Annotated in this window: 18 protein-coding genes and 1 pseudogene; 8 read left to right on the top strand and 11 right to left on the bottom strand. The window is 66.5% G+C overall.

Going from position 1 to position 15,187, the window contains the following annotated elements:
* Positions 1 to 82: 82 nt before the first annotated feature.
* Positions 83 to 571 carry an FBP domain-containing protein gene (locus tag NS6_RS28070; protein WP_068047982.1) on the top strand — a complete coding sequence of 163 codons (489 nt, stop codon included), beginning with the start codon at positions 83 to 85 and terminating at the stop codon, positions 569 to 571.
* A 243-nt stretch (positions 572 to 814) separates the two neighbouring features.
* Here the strand turns inward: NS6_RS28070 and NS6_RS28075 are convergent, their stop codons facing one another.
* Positions 815 to 1,387: a TetR/AcrR family transcriptional regulator gene (locus tag NS6_RS28075; protein WP_068048234.1), complete on the bottom strand. Its 573-nt coding sequence runs from the start codon at positions 1,385 to 1,387 to the stop codon at positions 815 to 817.
* Between the two features lie 82 nt (positions 1,388 to 1,469).
* Between NS6_RS28075 and NS6_RS28080 the strand changes: the two genes are divergently transcribed.
* From NS6_RS28080 to NS6_RS28090, 3 genes are all read left to right on the top strand, one after another.
* The gene (locus NS6_RS28080; RefSeq protein WP_068047984.1) at positions 1,470 to 2,243 is read left to right on the top strand and encodes an oxidoreductase; all 774 of its coding nucleotides are present in this window, start codon (positions 1,470 to 1,472) and stop codon (positions 2,241 to 2,243) included.
* Positions 2,244 to 2,273: 30 nt separating this feature from the next.
* Positions 2,274 to 2,642: a VOC family protein gene (locus tag NS6_RS28085; protein ID WP_068047987.1), complete on the top strand. Its 369-nt coding sequence runs from the start codon at positions 2,274 to 2,276 to the stop codon at positions 2,640 to 2,642.
* A gap of 231 nt (positions 2,643 to 2,873) precedes the next feature.
* The gene (locus tag NS6_RS28090; protein ID WP_157112991.1) at positions 2,874 to 3,887 is read left to right on the top strand and encodes a serine/threonine-protein kinase; all 1,014 of its coding nucleotides are present in this window, start codon (positions 2,874 to 2,876) and stop codon (positions 3,885 to 3,887) included.
* Between the two features lie 60 nt (positions 3,888 to 3,947).
* Here NS6_RS28090 and NS6_RS28095 read toward each other — a convergent pair whose 3' ends face one another.
* Positions 3,948 to 4,583: an AAA family ATPase gene (locus tag NS6_RS28095; protein ID WP_068047993.1), complete on the bottom strand. Its 636-nt coding sequence runs from the start codon at positions 4,581 to 4,583 to the stop codon at positions 3,948 to 3,950.
* Between the two features lie 252 nt (positions 4,584 to 4,835).
* On the opposite strand from NS6_RS28095, the gene NS6_RS28100 reads away from it, so the two are divergent.
* On the top strand, positions 4,836 to 5,372 hold the full coding sequence (locus NS6_RS28100; RefSeq protein WP_068047996.1) for a pyridoxamine 5'-phosphate oxidase family protein: 537 nt from the start codon (positions 4,836 to 4,838) through the stop codon (positions 5,370 to 5,372).
* Positions 5,373 to 5,508: 136 nt separating this feature from the next.
* Here NS6_RS28100 and NS6_RS28105 read toward each other — a convergent pair whose 3' ends face one another.
* The 6 genes from NS6_RS28105 to NS6_RS28130 all read right to left on the bottom strand — a co-directional run bounded on the left by NS6_RS28105 (position 5,509) and on the right by NS6_RS28130 (position 10,469).
* A complete protein-coding gene (locus NS6_RS28105) occupies positions 5,509 to 6,273 on the bottom strand; it encodes a MerR family transcriptional regulator (RefSeq protein ID WP_084471486.1) in 765 nt (254 codons plus the stop codon).
* A gap of 145 nt (positions 6,274 to 6,418) precedes the next feature.
* The gene (locus NS6_RS36065; RefSeq protein ID WP_245669535.1) at positions 6,419 to 6,952 is read right to left on the bottom strand and encodes a hypothetical protein; all 534 of its coding nucleotides are present in this window, start codon (positions 6,950 to 6,952) and stop codon (positions 6,419 to 6,421) included.
* Positions 6,953 to 7,007: 55 nt separating this feature from the next.
* On the bottom strand, positions 7,008 to 7,577 hold the full coding sequence (locus NS6_RS28115; protein WP_157112992.1) for a hypothetical protein: 570 nt from the start codon (positions 7,575 to 7,577) through the stop codon (positions 7,008 to 7,010).
* A gap of 278 nt (positions 7,578 to 7,855) precedes the next feature.
* Positions 7,856 to 8,296 (bottom strand): DUF6069 family protein, encoded by a 441-nt coding sequence (locus NS6_RS28120; protein WP_068048243.1) that lies wholly within the window; start codon positions 8,294 to 8,296, stop codon positions 7,856 to 7,858.
* A gap of 62 nt (positions 8,297 to 8,358) precedes the next feature.
* On the bottom strand, positions 8,359 to 8,952 hold the full coding sequence (locus NS6_RS28125; protein ID WP_068048002.1) for a TetR/AcrR family transcriptional regulator: 594 nt from the start codon (positions 8,950 to 8,952) through the stop codon (positions 8,359 to 8,361).
* Positions 8,949 to 10,469, bottom strand: a complete 1,521-nt coding sequence (locus tag NS6_RS28130) for an FAD-dependent monooxygenase (protein ID WP_168443484.1) — start codon at positions 10,467 to 10,469, stop codon at positions 8,949 to 8,951. The genes NS6_RS28125 and NS6_RS28130 overlap by 4 nt, the downstream gene beginning before the upstream one ends.
* A 311-nt stretch (positions 10,470 to 10,780) precedes the next feature.
* Here NS6_RS28130 and NS6_RS28135 point away from each other — a divergent pair, with 311 nt between their 5' ends.
* A complete protein-coding gene (locus tag NS6_RS28135) occupies positions 10,781 to 11,911 on the top strand; it encodes an NADH:flavin oxidoreductase (RefSeq protein ID WP_068048008.1) in 1,131 nt (376 codons plus the stop codon).
* A 115-nt stretch (positions 11,912 to 12,026) separates the two neighbouring features.
* On the opposite strand, the gene NS6_RS34305 is transcribed toward NS6_RS28135, so the two are convergent.
* Positions 12,027 to 12,239 (bottom strand): hypothetical protein, encoded by a 213-nt coding sequence (locus NS6_RS34305; RefSeq protein WP_245669536.1) that lies wholly within the window; start codon positions 12,237 to 12,239, stop codon positions 12,027 to 12,029.
* 7 nt (positions 12,240 to 12,246) lie between these two features.
* On the opposite strand from NS6_RS34305, the gene NS6_RS35280 reads away from it, so the two are divergent.
* Both NS6_RS35280 and NS6_RS28145 read left to right on the top strand, forming a co-directional pair.
* Positions 12,247 to 12,453 (top strand): hypothetical protein, encoded by a 207-nt coding sequence (locus NS6_RS35280; protein ID WP_084471489.1) that lies wholly within the window; start codon positions 12,247 to 12,249, stop codon positions 12,451 to 12,453.
* Between the two features lie 198 nt (positions 12,454 to 12,651).
* A complete protein-coding gene (locus tag NS6_RS28145; protein WP_068048014.1) occupies positions 12,652 to 13,110 on the top strand; it encodes a DUF1707 and DUF4190 domain-containing protein in 459 nt (152 codons plus the stop codon).
* Between the two features lie 56 nt (positions 13,111 to 13,166).
* Here the strand turns inward: NS6_RS28145 and NS6_RS28150 are convergent.
* Together NS6_RS28150 and NS6_RS28155 are read right to left on the bottom strand one after the other, a co-directional pair.
* Positions 13,167 to 13,958: pseudogene (locus NS6_RS28150) on the bottom strand (alpha/beta hydrolase); the annotation flags it as partial.
* Positions 13,959 to 14,206: 248 nt separating this feature from the next.
* Entirely contained in the window at positions 14,207 to 14,983 is a 777-nt protein-coding gene (locus NS6_RS28155) for a hypothetical protein (RefSeq protein WP_068048017.1), read from the bottom strand.
* Positions 14,984 to 15,187: the final 204 nt, after the last annotated feature.

Genomic DNA, 15,187 nt, shown 5'->3' on the forward strand with positions numbered 1-15,187 from the left:
CGGAAATGTCGTTGCCGGTGTCCCGGAATGGCCGATAGGGTGTCGCGGTTTGCCCATCCGATACGAAGGAGCCGGACTACCGATGGAACCTGTCACCGAACGAGAGATCAGAGCGTCGTTCATCAATTGTTCGAAAGGAGATGCCAAACGCCTGACGCTACCGCCCGACCTCGAGACCCGCCCCTGGGACGACCTGGACTTCCTGGGCTGGACCGATCCAGGACTACCGGGTCGCGGGTATCTGGTGCTGCCCGAGGCAGACGGTCTCGCCGGTATCGCGCTGCGTTATGAGACGGGCGGCCCGCGGCGTTCCCAGATGTGCACCGTCTGTTCGACCACCCATGACAACGGCGGAGTCGTCTTGATGACCGCCCGCAAGGCCGGTGAGTCCGGTCGGCGCGGCAACTCCACCGGCACCTATATGTGCGGCGACCTCTGCTGTTCGCTGTACGCCCGGCGGCTGATGACGCCGGCCCTGGGTCGCGCTTACCGCGACGACTACGACCCCGCCGACCGCATCCACCAGATCCGGCAGAACGTGACCGCGTTCCTCGGCCGGGTTCGCGCCTGATCGTCACCTGACGATCCGCTACGAGAGAAAGAGGTTGTGGCCCATGCGCCGACACTCGAGACCCAACTCGCGGGCGACTCCGGATTCCCACCCTGGCACGAGAATCCGGAGCTGCCCCCTCCTCCCCGGCCGGGGCATACCGGAACGGTTCCGGTGTGTGCCGGCCGGGGAGGAGGAGCGCGGCGGTCGCGTCGCGATCTCGGCACCCGGCGGCCGGTCACGCCCGCATGTGGGCGTGTAGCACTATCCGTGCCCCTCGGCCCCGTAACGCAATCCGTCATACAGGAGAGTGGCGATGCGCACCGCGTCGTCTTGCCAACCGGGGGTGCGTATTCCGCAGATGCCGCCCAGAGCACGCAGCACGATCCGACCGCTGACCCCGGTGCGCAACTGACCGGCGGCGACACCTGCGGCGAGCAACTCGTCGAGTGCGCGGGCCATCTCGTTGCGGGTGTCGGCGTAGATCGGCGAGTCGGTGGCCGCGATGCTCTCCAGCACTTCGCCCATCCCCCTGCCCACTGCCGCATGTTCCACAAGCAGCAACAGAAATCTGTGTAGGGCTTCGCCGGGGGCATATTGCGCGAGCAGGCGACCAGGAGCTGCGCAGAGTTCGGCCACCTCGTGCCGGTACACCTCCGCGACGAGTGCCTCACGCGTGTCGAAATGGCGGTACAGCGTGCCGACCGATACGCCGGCCCGGCGTGCGATCTCCTCCACATGGGCGTCGCCGGCGGTGAGCAGCACTTCGCGGGCCGCGGCCAGCAGCGCGGCACGGTTGCGGCGGGCATCGGCACGCAGTGGGCGTGATGACGGCAACAATTCCTCCATAAGGTGAGTCAGGCTCCGTTTGCGTGTACAGTTTCCGGAGTCGGGTTCACCTTACTGAAGGAGTACGCCCGTGACATTCGAAAACGAAGAACTCGCCGGTCTGCGAGTGCTGATAACCGGGGGTAGCCGAGGACTGGGCGAGGCGACAGCCCGGCGCTTCGCCGCGGCCGGTGCCACCGTGGTGACCGCCTCGCGAACACCACCACCGCACGACTTGCCCGCTACCTACATTCCCGCCGACCTGCGTTCGGCGGAGGAGGTCGCCGAACTGGGGCGGCGCGTCCTGGACAGCGTCGGAGGCATCGATGTACTGGTCGACAACGCCGGAGCCGCAACCGGGCCGACGCCGACTCTGGAACGGTCCGACGCTTCCTGGCTCGCCGATCTCGAGATGAACCTGCTCAGCGCGGTCCGTCTCGACCGCGCCCTGGTCCCCGGAATGGTCGAGCGAGGTTCCGGCGTCGTGGTGCACGTCTCCTCTATCGCCAGTCACCTCCCCCAACCCGCGGAAGCGTCGTACGCCGCGGCAAAAGCGGCCCTCAACGCCTACAGCCGCGAACTGGCAACGGCGGTGGGTGAACACGGGGTGCGCGTGGTGTGCGTGCTGCCGGGCTTCGTAGTCACCGAGGGCGCTGCCGAACATCTCCGGCAGCTGGCCGACCGTCAGGGAATCGGCATCGACGAGGTCGAGCAGCAGGTCGTGGACCACCTGAACGTGCCCATGGGGCGTTCCGGCAGACCCGAGGACGTCGCGGAGATGATCGCGTTCCTCGCCTCACGCCGCGCCGAATGGGTCACCGGCGCACAGTTCCGCGTCGATGGCGGAATCATTCCCACTGTCTGACATATCGAGCACGAACCGAGGAGACAGTCCTTGAAAATCAGCCTGACATCACTGATCGTCGACGCCGCGGATCTGGAGCAGGAAAGCGTGTTCTGGCACCGGCTACTCGGCGGCGCCCTCACCAAGACACCGACGCACCATTTCCTCCAGAACGACGAATTCCCCACACTGGTGATCCAGCACGCTCCCGGTCATCGGCCACCGGAGTGGCCTGACGGAAACTCCCAGCAGATGCACTTCGACCTCGCCACAGACGACCCGCGGGCCGCCGACGAACGGGTGCTCGACGCCGGAGGCCGGCGGCTGCGACCGACGGTCGATATCGCCGCCGCACCGTCGCAGGGCTCCAGGATTTATGCCAGCCCCGCCGGCCACCCCTTCTGCCTCCGCGCGGCCTGATCTCCTGATCGAGCGCTCGGGTTGTGCCCCGCGGGCGGCAGTGACGATCGTCGACCCCGGTCGGCGCCGGCGATAACACGGTCAGGATGTGCCGCGAAGTGGAGTGTCGTGGATGAATGCCGCCGCGCGGCAGACCCGCTAGGGTGTTGAGAAGCACTGCGGGTCAATGATGTACATGCAATACATACTCGGAGAGTCGGCAGCGAGCGGCCGGAACGAGAAGGAGCGGTATTGCTGGGGGCAGGCGCCACCTTCGCCGGATACCGGATCGAAGGAGTCCTGGGTCAGGGCGGCATGGGTACGGTGTACCGGGCTCGGCACCCCCGCCTCCCCCGCACCGTCGCGTTGAAGTTGCTGAATCGCGAAGTGTCCACCGACCTCGAAGTCGTGCGCCGGTTCGAACGAGAGGCCGACGTGGTGGCTCGGCTCGACCATGCAGGGATCGTCGGCGTCCTGGACCGTGGCGCGAACGACGGCCACCTGTGGATCGCGATGCAGTACCTTCGCGGCACCGACGCCGCACACTGGGACGCTGCCGCGCACTCGCCGACGACCGTGACCCGTCTCCTCGGCGGGACAGCATCGGCACTGGACTACGCGCACAGCCGCGGCATCCTGCATCGTGATGTGAAGCCGGCCAATATCGTGATCGTCCCCGGAGACGATTTTCGCGACACATATGCGGTGCTCACCGATTTCGGTATCGCCGGCCTCACCGACTCCATCAATACCAAGATCACGGCCACCGGAACGTTCACCGCGACATTGGCCTACGCATCCCCCGAGCAGTTGTCCGGCGAGGTGGTGGATCACCGCTCCGACCAGTATTCCCTGGCCTGCACCCTGTTTACGCTGCTGGCCGGGGAACAACCGTATCCTGGGACGAATCCGGGGCACGTGGTGATGGGCCATATCGCGCAGCCCGTCCCCCGGATCACCGCGGCACGAGCAGACCTGCCCGCGGCCCTCGACGAGGTCTTCGAGCAGGCCATGGCCAAACAACGCGACGGCCGATTCGCTACGTGCGCCGAGTTCATCACCGCGGCTCTCGACGTACTCGGTGGCCGGCACACCGGGAGCGCAGGCACACCCGCGACGGTACCCGCGCCGGAGTGCGGCACCCCGGTCGCGCGCGGCGTCTCGACCGTGGACCGTGATTTCGGGATCGGTTGGTACGCGGCACTGATCGTCTTCGTTCTACTGTTTCTGATCAGCGGCGCGGCGGCGCTGCTCCTGCCCTACTAGAACGATCAGATCGGCTCCGTGACACAGAGCCGGGGCGATCCTCGATACCTGGTCAACAGTTCACAACCGGACACTGCGGACGGTGACGGCCATCCGGCGCAGCCTGCCTCGCATCGGGCTGTCGGTGTCGGGCGTCGGTCTCAGGCCGGCGGTGTCGGCGATTCGATCGACGACCGCCGCCACCGGGGTCGCGTCGGTCCAGATATGTTCGGCGAACTCGGGTTTGCTCAAGTTGTCGAGGCAGAGATCCAGCCTGTCCACCGCGAACTTTTCGCGGCGCAGCAGCAGATCACCCTGTCCGACCGCGCGCAGGAGCGGAGCGAAGCCGAGCCCACGATCACCTAGCCGGTCCAGAACTGTCTCCCGGCGCGCCAGCAACGCGAAATGCCGCACATCGTGGCCGGATTCGCGTAGCCGGCCGACCGTTTCGCCGAAGTACCGCGGGTCGGCGACGGTCATCGGGGCGATCACCACGCCCTCGTGCTCGCGCAGCACATGGTCGAGTACCTCGAACACGCCTTGCCGCCAACTCGGAAAATGCTGGAAATCGGTCCGGAGCTTCGGCGGCATCATGCGATGCAGCCCGTATCCCACCATCTCCGGGTCGCACACCACACTGCCGGGAAGCCTGCGGTGCAGCTCGAATGCGGTCTGCGTCTTTCCCCCACCGAACGGACCGTTGATCCAGAGCAACATGACCACAACACTATCCGTGCGGTGCCGGCATTCTCGAAATTGATCGGGCCAGGAGGCAGACCTCGATCGCCGCGCGAAGATCTGATCGAGCACCTGGCTCGCCGGGCACCGACCGATGATTTTCCCGGCGCGCTCACGTCTTCGACAAGGAAGCCACGTAAAAGCCGATTGGAGGGCGTGCAGCTCGGTAGGCCGTACTGTTCGAACCTGTACGACCAGCCGAGCACGCCCCCTCGACCTTCAGGATGTGACATGACGGACAGTGAACCGAATGTTGTGCTGGGACCTTTCTCGTCGCCGGACGCGCAGGCGACGCCGTGGGCGTCGGCCTTCGCCGTCCTCGAAGCGGCGGAGGTGTTCTGGCTGTCCACGGTGCGCCCGAGCGGGCAGCCGCATGTGACGCCGTTGCTGGCGGCGTGGAGTCTGGGGGGCATGTGCTTCACCACAGGTGGTCAAGAGCGTAAAGCGCTCAATCTCGAGCACAACCCGTACTGCGTGCTGACGACCGGCACGAACACCTTGACCGGTATGGACGTCGTCATCGAGGGCACGGCATCCCTCATGGGTGAGCGCTCCGCGCGAACACAGGCCGCCACAGACCTCGAGCGCAAGTACGGCAGGCATCTGACCGATCCCGAGGGCACCTGGTATCGGCTGGGTGAGGCGGTCGTCTCCGGCGACGTCAGGCTGTACCGGGTCGCGCCGGCTGTCGGCTTCGCATTCGGCAAGCTACCGGTCTCCAGCCAGACTCGCTACACGTGGCCAGCCGGTGACGACGTACCCGTATGACAGCGCCGGATCCGCAGCGCCATAGACGGGTTCGCCGACACCGGCTTGCAGATTGCACAGCCCGCGGCCTCAAAGGCTGCCGCGGGCCCGTTTCCGTGGCGGTGCGGAGTCCTGCTCCTGAAGGATGCCCGAGCCGCTATCGGCGTGCGTCGTTCGCGGCCGTGATGAACTCGATCTGAGCGGGTGACGGTCCGCAGAACTCGCTTTCGATCCGGTCGGCTTCGCCGGCCTGCATCTGATACAGGCTGTCGCGCAGGCCCGCGTCACCACCGTGGAACCCTTCCACAAGCTCCATCCACTGCGCGGCCAACTGCTGCGCCCGGGTTGAGGCCGGGTCCATACCCGCGGCGATCGCCGCGTCGACCTGCGGGATGAGTTCGCCCCATTGCGCTTCGGTCTGCCGGATGCGCTGATCGCCGAGGTCCTCCCGGCGCTGCGCGAGCTGGGTCAGCTGTGCCTCGGTGAAATATTGTTTGAAGGTGTCGTCGACCATCACGGTCCTCCTGATCAATTCCAGGAAGCGTTCCGCGGATGCGTCCGGCCTACTCTCCGCCGTGGCGGCCAGGGCCTCGACCAGGGCATGCAGGTCCCGGGTCGCGGCCAGCTGCGCGGCCAGAAAGTCGCGATGAGCAGACAGTACCCGGCTCATCGCGACGGTGCCCTCGAGCAGATCGCCGATCTGGTCCAGTCCCAGGCCCAGTTGACGCAGGGCCAGCACCTGGTAGAGGCGTTCTACGTCGCCGGCGGTGTAGAGCCGGTGGCCGGTGCCGGTGCGCTCCGCCGGGCATACCAACCCGATGCGGTCGTAGTGGTGCAGCGTGCGCACCGTCAGCCCGGCCTCGGCTGCGAGTTCACCGACTTTCCACACACGCTCGGTTTCGTGCAGGCCCATCCGTTTCATCTCACTTCCACCAGCGCACCGTGCGCCGGTGTCGTCGACGGTAAAACCTGACCTTACGTCGGGTTCAAGCCGGAACACACGGATCCCTCGGGACCGGGTCCGACGTCCTCTGTCCCCACCGGAACGTGACGCCGCCCCGGCGCGATCAGGGAACGAATACCTCGGTCGTTGCCGGAACACTCGGACGGTCGGTGCGCAGGGTGAGCGCGACCCGTCCCGGGCCCGAGTCCACGTGCATGAAGAACGGGCGCGAACTCGTATTGCCCGCCGGGATGAAATGGCTCACCGAACCGCTGCGGCCGGTGTCGAGATTGCGCCAGTCGAGAATCGCCGTGACATCACAAGCCAGGAGGGTCGGGGCGAAATTACCCAGTGGGGAGAAACCCTGGGTGACCCGCAGTTCTATGGAATGCGCGGTCCCCGGGAAGACATGGTACTCAGACAACGGACCGTCGTAGGCGACTCCGGCGGCGCTCAGCATGCCGACGCAGACACCGTTGCCCAGTGTCCACGCCGGAGCCGTCCGGAACTCCGTCGTCGCGCAGGTCCTGGGTCCCACGTTCGACGCCCCGAGCTGGCAGGGATCGGCGGCAGCGGCGACACCCGGCGCGGCAACGGCCATCGCCGCACCGAAGAGTCCGGCGGCTGCTGTCGTGGCCAATTTCCGTGCGATGGTCATGCCCGGATGATCGTGAGCCACAGCGGAGTCATTACACCGGGGCAGGCGAGGACTGTCAGCCCACGGACGTGACGGTCCAGCCGGCCAGCTCGGCTTCACGAGACGGCGTCCCGTCCCACGGATGGTTCCGGAAATTCTGATCGCGGAGGTATTCCAGGTACGGCACGGGATATGAATTGACGACCCGCAACTCGTCCGTAAGCTGCCCGAGCTCGCTGTGCTTCCACAATTGTGCGATGCGGGTGGCGACAGGTCGCAGATCGTCCGGATGTGCCGCTGCGGGGGCGTCGACGCCGATGTAGAAGGCCCGCCAGCCCTCCGGCTGTCCGTGGCTCGTCACCGGACTCACCACCGTCACGCAGGCGCCGTCGGGAAGGACCGCGGTTGTCACGGCGGTCTTCAACTCCTCGAAACCCGGGGCACCGACATCCCAGACATCCGGCGCGGGACAGCCTTCGGGGACGGCCGTCGTCGAGGTCGCTGTTCCACTCGGTTCAACGGCTGCCGAGGTCGATGGTCCGGCGACGGCATCCACCTGGCCTTCCGAGCCACAGCCCGCGAGCACAACGATCCCCACGGCAGCGATCATCGAATGCGATGCGGCACGAACTATCGAAACGGTCATATCTCCCCCGATTCCGGCCGGTTCGTTTGCGGCAACAGGCCATTGCCCCGAACGAGCCGGCACCCCGGCACCGAACCTGTTCCGGCTCAGTGGCTCCGACCTTACCGACCGGAGCATTCGCGGACAGCCCCCAATCTCGGGGGAGAGAGATCGGGATTTGCCGATGTGGCCTCGGTCCCTTGGGCAGCCGGCAGGACCATCGCAGGCCCGCGAAGTGCAGGTTCGACGGCGAGCAGGGCCCGCATCTCGTGGATGCGGGCCCTGCTCATTCATTCATTTCACCCTTCGAGCAGCTTGCGGCGCACACCTTCGGTAGCGATGACGAGGGCGGGGACCAGTGTCAGGTGCGTGATCGAAAGCGCGATCGTGGATGCGGTGTCGAAGCCGGCGCTCACGGTCATGGCGATGGTGGCAACGGCGATCACCGAGCCGATCACCGCGGCGAGGCGCAACACGCCGACCCACTTGTAGGACAGCAGCACGGCCGCGCCGAGACCGATCAACATCGGAACCACGGTCATCATGACGATCCCGCCGGGGGCAACACTCTGCACCTGGCCCGCGTCGACCATTTCGAAGGTGCCACCGGCTGCCGCGCCGATCAGCCAGACGACGAGGTTGGCCAAGAGAGCAGCACCGATCGCACCGGCGAGAGCGACGGGCCGGTTCAGTGCGGGGATGCGGGCAGCGGTGCGGGCGGTGTTGGTCGCGGTGCTCATGATGACCTCCTGAAGCATGAAGTTCGAGTGAGACCATCGTGAAACCTCAATAATTGTTCAGGTCAATGCGATCGAATCGCAGTGTGGCGTAGATCACTCGACGAGGCAGAGACTTTGGTCGACTCGAGGAAGGCCCGGATAGCGGTATCGGCCGCCGCGCGGCCCTTCTCGCCGGTGATCGCGAGCTCGAACAACAATCCGCGGGCCATCGCCAGTGCCATCTGCGCCCGAAGGGCCGCTACATCCGGTTCGTGACCTGCCCGGATGAACAAGGTGGTCAACACCTCCCGCCACTGCCCGATCCACTGCCGCAGTGGCACCGCCCACGATTTTCCCTGCATGGCGGCCGCCGCCACCTCAAAGAACAACGGCGCCACCAATGTCGCCTCACCGGCGATCCGGTCCCAGAACGCGTACGCGGCACGGTAGGGATCGGCGCTGGATTCGAGCAGTTCGGCCAGCACAAGATTCTGCCGGCCCCACGTGGCGGTGACAACGGCTTCCAGCAGCCCGTCACGAGACCCGAAGTGGTAGTGCAACATTCGATGACTCGTACCCACCCCCTCGGCTACCGTGCGCATACTCGTATCCCCGACACCGTTGGCCGCGAACCAGACGACCACCCGTTCCAGCAGTGCCTCTCGCGCGGTTGTCATACCGGCTGTCCGGCACCGGTGAACGCAGCGGCCACACGGCGAGCCTCGGCGCCGTCACTGCCCCGATACGCCACGTATCCGTCGGGCCGGATCAGCACATATCCCCCGCGGCGCAGACCGTACCTCTCGCCGGCCGCGCCTGTCGGGTCCGTCTCGTCGTCGATCCGCACCTCGACCGCTCCGCTCACCGAATACGGCGCGCCCCCGCCTTCGTTCCCCGTTTCGGTCACGTCGGCCGCACCGAAGACGAGCAGGGTGAAATGGTCGACACCGAGCCGGTCGTACACCGTTCCACCGGCGAGGGGGGCATCGGGCGCTCGATCACCGATCCGCGGGCCCTGCGCGCGTGGCCACCCCCGGCCGCGGCCATAGCCGATGTCCAGCTGCGAATTCTGGCGGCTTGCTTGCCGAGCGGCGCCCGGCACGCGGGAGCCGTACCGGAGCAGCGCATCACGAAGAGCTCGGGCGACCGGATTGCGCAGCGCATACAACCGCCGGCGGCTCTCGACATCGCGGATGATTGCCGCCGCGACCGGACGCCGTTCGGTTTCGTAGGCGGCGAGCAGATCCACCGGCGCACCGTGTTCGACACGCGCCAGCCGCCACGCCAGGCCGACGGCGTCCTGGATACCGAGATTCATCCCTTGGCCTCCGAAGGGTGGGAATACATGGGCGGCATCGCCTGCCAGAAAGACCCTGCCCCGGCGGTATCGGGCAGCGAGACCCACCCGGGTGCGATAGATCGAGGTCCACTGCACCTCGGTGATCCGCGTCCGGCTCGGACCGCGTTCGCCGAGAAGTGCTTGCAGCTCGGCGGTGCCCGGTCCGGGCCGTTCGGCCAGGGGCCGGGTATCGGTCATATCGGCGAATATCCGCCAGAGCTCGTCAGCGCCTGGAAGACGCATGAGCATGAAGGGGCCGGCCGGTCCCAGCCACATGGCACTGTCCTGGAACGGCGGCCGCTGGTCGAGGACGATATCGGCCAGGTAATAGGTTTCGCCGGTTTCGCGGCCGGCCAGTTCGATGCCGAGTTCCTCGCGCACCCGGCTGCGCGACCCGTCCGCGCCGATCAGCCACTCGGCCGATATTTCGCGACCGTCGGCGAGCGTGACCTCCACGGTGTTTTCCCCCTGGGTCACCGTCTGCACCTGCGCCCCGGTCTCGATCTCGACACCCGCCGCACGCAGCCGGTCGCGCAGAATATCCTCCAGGCCCGACTGGGGAAGCACGTAGGTGTAGGGGTACGGGCTCTGCGGGGGAACCCAGGTGAACCGTGAGAGTTCGGTATCGCCGCGCATCATCGAGGCACCCGAGAGGCGGTAGGCGACGCGTTCGATATCCTCGGCCACCCCCATTCCCGCCAGCAACTCCATCGAACGCGCCTGCAATCCGAGCGCCCGTGAACTGCCGCTGGGCTGCGCGCGGCGCTCCAGTACGCGGCACTCGACCCCGTTCGCGGCGAGGACGAGCGCGGCGACCATCCCTGTCGGGCCGGCTCCGGCAATGAGAACACTCATTTGTGGCACTTCCTGTCTCGTAGCTCCTGCGATGACCACAGGCATGAGCCGGCGGCGCGGTTCGCCCCGGCGGCCCGGATCGGCGCCGGATTCGGGTCATGACCGCTCCGGGTGGGGGCTGCCGATCGCCCCTCGCACTCATGTACCAAATGGTACATCGCGAGCGCGTGGGTGGGTAGTGATCGAGGTAGCCCACACCGCTCCGATCGAAGGCGCGGCTACCAGCCTGACGACGCCCACTCCTGCCGCCGCCGAGGAGAATGCGTCACACCACGGAATAGCCGCCCGATCGGAGGGCGTTGAACCCACCCGTGACCGATACATCGCCAGCTGTGGACGCCCTGTTCGAACCCTTCGAGGTGAAATCGCTGCACCTGCGCAATCGCTTCGCGATGGCGCCGATGACCCGGATGTTCTCGCCGGACGGGATCCCCACCGCGGAGGTCGCCGAGTACTACCGGCGGCGCGCCGCGGGCGGTGTGGGGCTGATCATCACCGAGGGCACCTACATCCCCGATCCCGCCGCCGGGCCCGATACCGCGGTGCCGCGCCATTACGGGGACCAGAGCCTCGCCGGCTGGAAATCGGTGGTCGACGCGGTGCACAGCGAGGGCGGGCAGATCATCCCGCAGCTGTGGCATCTCGGTATCGGTCGCGGTGACGCACCCGAGCTGAATCCCGAGGTCGAGTCCGTCAGCCCGTCCGGGCTCGGACTCGACGGCACCCCGGCCGGTCGCGCATTGACCGCGGCCGACCTCGAGGCGTTGCGCGACGCCTGGGTCACCGCCGCCCTCAACGCGAAGGCCACCGGATTCGACGGTATCGAACTGCATGGCGCACACGGCTATCTGCTCGACCAATTCTTCTGGGAGCGCACGAATCTCCGGTCCGACACCTACGGTGGCTCGCTCGAGGCCCGGGTTCGTTTTCCCGCCGAGGTCGTCGCGGCGATCCGCGAGGCCGTCGGACCGGATCTGGCGATCGTGTACCGGTATTCGCAGTGGAAATCCAGCGACTACAACGCGCGGATCGCGGCGGATCCCGGCGAACTCGCCCGCGTACTGACCCCGCTCGTCGACGCAGGTGTCGATGTTCTGCACTCGTCCACACGCAGGTACTGGGAGCCGGCGTTCCCCGAATTGCCCGGCGCCGATGGCGAACTGGGCCTGGCCGGCTGGACCAAGAAGGTCACCGGACTGCCCACGATCACCGTCGGTTCCGTCGGTCTCGACAAGGTGTTCACCACAACCTTCTCCGGTAAGGGCGATTCGAACGTTGCCGGCATCGATCGGCTACTGGAACAGCACGCAAGCGGGGAATTCGATCTCGTCGCCGTCGGCCGTGCCCTGCTCGCCGACCCTGAATGGGTCCGGAAACTGCGCGAAGGGCGAAGCGACGAACATATCGCCTACCGGCAGGAACACCAGCAGACGCTGGTTTAGTACATCGCGTTCCGCCCCGGCCATGGGCCCTTCTACGCCCGGCATCCGGGCTGGCCGTTCCGACGGCCCGGAGTCCTCGAGTACCCGGTCGTTGCGACCGGGCGCACCGGCGCGGTCAGCCCCAATAGGCGAAGCTGCAGGTCGCATTGACGTCGGTCCCGAGATCCACCAATCTGTTGCCGTCCATGATGATCGCGCATACCGGTGTGCCCTCGACGATGACATAGGACGTCAGCCGGTCGTAGACCGGATAGTCCTTCGTCCACGGCAGCGTCTCCGCCGTTTCGACCTGCTCGGCCCCGCCGTTGATCGAATAGCGGATCGTCACCGGACCGGTGCCACCTCTCACCTCCATCGTCGCGGTACCGACGGGTGCGCCGGTCGGCTTCGGGGTTTCGGTAGATCTCGACGTCTCCACCGATTCGGTCGTGGTTGCCGGTGTGGACGGTTCCGCCGAGGTGCGGGCGGTACCGGAGTCCGCACATCCGGTCAGCACGGCCGCGGTGACGGCCGCGCCGGCGAAAAGGGCGGTGCATCTGTGAACTGAAGAGGTGAACATCTTTCCAGGCTGGCGCACGGGTCCGCTGACCACATGGGTAGCAATACCCGACTGCGTGAGTATGTTCGCCCGGTCCTGTTAACGCCGTCCGGGAAACAGCCGAAACCCGAGGTGCGCTTGCACAGGTGCGTAATCCACAGCGAACATCGACGGGACTTCGGTTCCACGGGGAGGCACGGGGATGGAACCACAGTGGGCCGGCGGTCATTTCCTGGTGGGTGATGCCGAGCGGGAACATGCGGTCGAGGCGCTGAAACAGAGTTTTCAGGCCGGGCGGATCACCGCCGACGAGCTGTCGGATCGCATCGGGCATGCGTTGAGTGCGCGGACCGCAGCCGATCTCGATCGCACGATGACCGGACTGCCGTGGGCCCGGACCGGGACACCGGTACATCCGAATATCCCCGGCTACGGGAGTTACCCCGCGCCGCCCGTCCGGCAACAACGCGAACTGGGGATCATCGCCTTGGTACTCGGTGTCTGCGGAGTCCTCTGCGGCTTGACGGCGATACCGGCGGTGGTCCTCGGCGTCGTCGCCTTGACCATGAACACCGAGCGAGAGGACAAGGGATTCGCCATCGCCGGTGCCGCACTGGGAATCATCTGGACGGTGGGCTTCGGCTGGTGGCTCCTCAGTTGACCCGCCGAACCCCGGTGTGCGGTGCGGCAAGAAGCCGCACCGCACACCGAGCCCGATCAGTCTGCCCGGGTCAGCAACCGCGCGACCTCCGCGCTGTGATGGATGAACCCGGCATGGCTGGTGTCCAGCGTATGCACCGAGAACTTGTTACCGGGGGTCAGGGCGTCAGCGTCGGCGATGATCCGGTCCTGCATCGCGATCGGCAGGGAGCGATCCTCGGTGAGCCGCACGAACATCCGCGGGATCCGGCCCCAGCTATCGGGGTTCGCGGTGGCGTGCGCAACCATTACTTGGATCGACTCGTCGGGTTGCAGGATATTCAGGAAGGCCATGAATTCCGCGTCCGACCGGTCGGCCATGGTGGCTTCCTTCAACGCCCGCAGCATTTCCGGGTCCGCGGTCCGGTAGTTCGCGCGACCGGCGCCGAGAACGGCGGGGTCGCCGATATTCAGCGGAGCCAGTCCGGGCAGCAGGCTGTCCGCGAACTCGGGTTCGGACATGTAGGCCACCGGGCTCGGCCGGGTGGTACATGCCCACGCCGAGATGTACACCAGCCCGTCCACGAGTTCCGGCAGGCGGTCGGCCGTGCCGGTGATCGTGACCCCGCCCAGGCTGGCGCCCACCAGGATCACCGGCCCGTGCTCACGCAACCGGGTCACCACCTCGGCAACACGGTCCACGTTGTCGTCGAGGGTCACCCCGGCCAGGGTCGATGCCGTATCGGCGAGTGCCACCAGGTCCTGCGGCGATTGATACGACACCGGGTATTGGGCTTCGAGACCGTGGCCCGGGAGGTCCACGGCGTAGGAGCGGTGCCCGAGCAACGCCAATTCGCGTTGCAGGGGCGCCCCATGAACGAACTACTGCCGGATCCGTGTACGAGCACGAAGGTCGGGCTCATAGCGGAGTTCACAGAGGGATACGCAGACATGGTGACGTCCTTCGCAGAGAAGTTCACTACCCGTCGGCGACACGTCTACCCGCAACTCTCGGCGGTTGGGAATAGAGTCCGGCCGCTCAGGCCGACGGAGCGCGCCGACTACTCGGGGCGCAGGCGCACGAAGAACAAAAGCATGTGCGGCAGTCTACATACCGCTCATCCGCTCGACGGTGGCGCATCGGCCGGTATCGACCTCGCCGACGGGGCGATACCGGCGCCGATCTCCCTGCCACCGCCTTCCTGGGCGCATCGCACCTCTCCGCTCCGATACCAATCGACGACCGACCGCGCGACGGCGCCGGCCTCGACATCGGCGGCCAGCACGAGGTAGGAGGTGCCGAGGTTGGGCAGACCGTTGATCGCACATTCATAGCCGATACGGTGTGCCAGTTCGCGAATCCAGCGAATCGCGCGCGCCCGCTCGGGCACGGAGGCATGCTCGGCGTCGCACACGATGAGGAGGCGGCGGGCCTCGGCAGCGGTCGCGGTCTCGGTCACCCGGTCACACAACCGGTTCTCGCACGCCCGCGCTCGCGCCGGACCGAGGAACCACCTGTTCGGCCGGCCATCCCCGGGCCGGCCGAACAGGAACTCCACAAGCGATCGGTCGATCACCACGACGATCGCTTCGGCGCCGGACCGCCGCCCGACAGTGATCGGATACGGCGCGACCGGCACCCCCAGCCAGGAACGCGAAATATGCGGGGGCACTGCATAACTTGCCGGGATGCCGAAACGGTTTATCTCGGTGACGATCGCCTCGGCCAGACCGGTGGACCGGCCGCAGACGACCGGCGAGCGGCCGGTTTCCGGCGCCACCGATGCATGGAACGTGCGGCGCCACGGCCGCGGGGCAGTCCGTACCTCAGGGTTCTTTTTCGTCGCGATCACGACTGTCGCGCCTGCCTGCCGGTAGGGGGTAGACCCGGTCATCGAACATCGCCTCGATTCGAGACTTGATCTCGGCCGTAGTGAATCCGGATTCCCGGACGTTTCTTCTGTCTGCAATTCCTGATGCGTTCATGCACTACTCCTGAAAAAAATTGCACGGGCCATCCCTGCCGACTGTGAACCGTCACGTATCAGCAGACGTGACCTGCAAAGAAATTCCGCTACCTGGAATAAGCGGCAAAGAAT

The sequence above is a fragment of the Nocardia speluncae NBRC 108251 genome (assembly GCF_001613245.1).
Lineage (GTDB): Bacteria > Actinomycetota > Actinomycetes > Mycobacteriales > Mycobacteriaceae > Nocardia > Nocardia speluncae.

Bases quoted from the DNA above. Each gene is read 5' to 3' on its own strand.
- NS6_RS28070 (WP_068047982.1), top strand. From the start codon at position 83: ATGGAACCTGTCACCGAACGAGAGATCAGAGCGTCGTTCATCAATTGT.
- NS6_RS28095 (WP_068047993.1), bottom strand. From the start codon at position 4,583: ATGTTGCTCTGGATCAACGGTCCGTTCGGTGGGGGAAAGACGCAGACC.
- NS6_RS28100 (WP_068047996.1), top strand. From the start codon at position 4,836: ATGACGGACAGTGAACCGAATGTTGTGCTGGGACCTTTCTCGTCGCCG.
- NS6_RS28105 (WP_084471486.1), bottom strand. From the start codon at position 6,273: ATGAAACGGATGGGCCTGCACGAAACCGAGCGTGTGTGGAAAGTCGGT.
- NS6_RS36065 (WP_245669535.1), bottom strand. From the start codon at position 6,952: ATGACCATCGCACGGAAATTGGCCACGACAGCAGCCGCCGGACTCTTC.
- NS6_RS28115 (WP_157112992.1), bottom strand. From the start codon at position 7,577: ATGACCGTTTCGATAGTTCGTGCCGCATCGCATTCGATGATCGCTGCC.
- NS6_RS28120 (WP_068048243.1), bottom strand. From the start codon at position 8,296: ATGAGCACCGCGACCAACACCGCCCGCACCGCTGCCCGCATCCCCGCA.
- NS6_RS28125 (WP_068048002.1), bottom strand. From the start codon at position 8,952: ATGACAACCGCGCGAGAGGCACTGCTGGAACGGGTGGTCGTCTGGTTC.
- NS6_RS28130 (WP_168443484.1), bottom strand. From the start codon at position 10,469: ATGAGTGTTCTCATTGCCGGAGCCGGCCCGACAGGGATGGTCGCCGCG.
- NS6_RS28145 (WP_068048014.1), top strand. From the start codon at position 12,652: ATGGAACCACAGTGGGCCGGCGGTCATTTCCTGGTGGGTGATGCCGAG.
- NS6_RS28155 (WP_068048017.1), bottom strand. From the start codon at position 14,983: ATGACCGGGTCTACCCCCTACCGGCAGGCAGGCGCGACAGTCGTGATC.